Here is a 1,730-nt window from a genome sequence, read left to right on the forward strand (position 1 = left end):
ACCTGCGTATTGCTGCGGTCATATACCGCCAGCAGTTCACCGGCTTCCGTATACGTGTACCGCGCCAGTGGCGCACCGGGCAGATTCTCCGGGTATGCCGGGTCATGCATCAGCCACACCGCTGAAAGACGGATGCCCCTGTCGGGGCCGTATTCCGTACCGGGCAGTGTGTCGGGGAACGCTGAGGCTGAGAGAGGGCGGGAACGGTCAGAAGAAGATAGCGAAGAGGTGCGGGCCTCTTCCGCCCGCTGCGCCTGCGTGGTCAGCACCAGACGGAACTTCCGCCCGGCACCGTCCGTCACGCTGGTGATTTCCCCGGCCAGGTCACCGGCGGCCTCACGCCGGTACGTCAGCGTCCGCCCGAAGCGGTCCGCCAGCCCGGTAAGCACCCGGTACGGCGGCAGCGGCGCTGGCAGTACGTCCTCAGCACCCGGCACCCGCTCACTCCACCCCAGTATCCACCACGGCCCCTGTGCGCTGTTGGTCGCCAGGTAAAGATGCGGGCTTAACCGGATATCCGGCGGCAGCGCCCCCCACAGTCGCGCCAGCGTGTGGCCGTCCGGCTGCGCTGCCTTACCACCGCGCACCAGCCACATTGACTCGCTGCGGCTGTACACCGCCTCCCCCGGCAGCAGCGGCTCAAAGTGAATGCTCCGCCCGCCGTTGTCGTTGAGTATCAGTGCGTCATCACGTAGCTGTAAGCGGATATCCGAAGGCGCTTTCCAGCCGGGGCCGAAAACGCCCACCGGGGCAGGCGTCCTCGTCCGGTAGCTGCTGTAGGTGCGGGAGAGAATGAACGGCAGCGGGCCGGGCAGCGCAAGGTCCGTCTCGCCGGGCAGCACCTTCGCCCCCAGCAGCGGATTTACCGGGTTGCCCGAAGTCATCCCGCCCGGACACACCGAGCACGCCACGCCGGTGGGCGCGCCAATTCTTACACCTGCCGAACCCTGGACAATGGGACCGCCATACTGAGTCATATCTCCCTGACGCGCTGCTGGTTTTCCGCTCATGATTCAATTCCTTCTTCTGTTTATTTTTAATGCTTGTTTGTTACTGAATACCGAACAGGTACGGGATCAGTACTCTCTCATATCCGGCGTATCCTGCTTTTCATCAGGGGTCTTCGGTGGGGATTTCGAGGCTGCACAGTTCCAGTTAATCAACAGTGAGTCACCATTAACCTGCTCCTTACCCTGCAAATGAATTTTTGTGCCGTTGAGAAAAATTTGTCCGTCCTTAGTCAGCACCAGCCTTGCCTTACCACAGCAGAGTTCCAGATGCTCACCGGCGGAGTAAATCGCGGTCTGCCCGGTATCATCCTTTTTCGTTTTACCAACGGTGAAGGTAACGTTATTTCCGACTTTGACGTCATAACCCAGCCCGACCATCAACGATTTATGCAAACCGATCTGCGAGGACTGCATCAGGGCCACCGAGGTGTTCATAATGCCACCTACCGTCGTCTGATACGCCACGCCCACAGTCAGCGCACGAACAAGTCCAATCGTTTCCACCTGAACAGAGCCCACTTTAATGATCTGGTTACTGCCCACCGTCTCTATCTGGTTAACGCCCACCGTCTGTATCTGATTGTTGGTAACCGCAATCACCTGATTGTTGCCGATGGTCTCAGCATGGTTGTTTATCACATCCGTGGTGCGGTTATTCAGCACCTCGGTGTTCATGTTCTTCTGCGCGTGGATGTAGACCTGTTCTTTCCCTGTCGCATC

At 59.2% G+C, this 1,730-nt stretch carries 2 protein-coding genes; both read right to left on the reverse strand.

Features of this window, described 5'->3' with window-relative positions:
* Positions 1-1,010: DUF6531 domain-containing protein (locus tag BEB54_RS27960; RefSeq protein ID WP_105282342.1), on the reverse strand; the 1,010-nt coding region annotated here is incomplete at its 3' end.
* A gap of 66 nt (positions 1,011-1,076) precedes the next feature.
* The coding region (locus BEB54_RS27965; RefSeq protein WP_418933182.1) for a bacteriophage T4 gp5 trimerisation domain-containing protein at positions 1,077-1,730 on the reverse strand (654 nt) is incomplete at its 5' end.

The sequence above is a fragment of the Escherichia sp. MOD1-EC6021 genome, assembly GCF_002965245.1.
Classification (GTDB): domain Bacteria; phylum Pseudomonadota; class Gammaproteobacteria; order Enterobacterales; family Enterobacteriaceae; genus Escherichia; species Escherichia coli_F.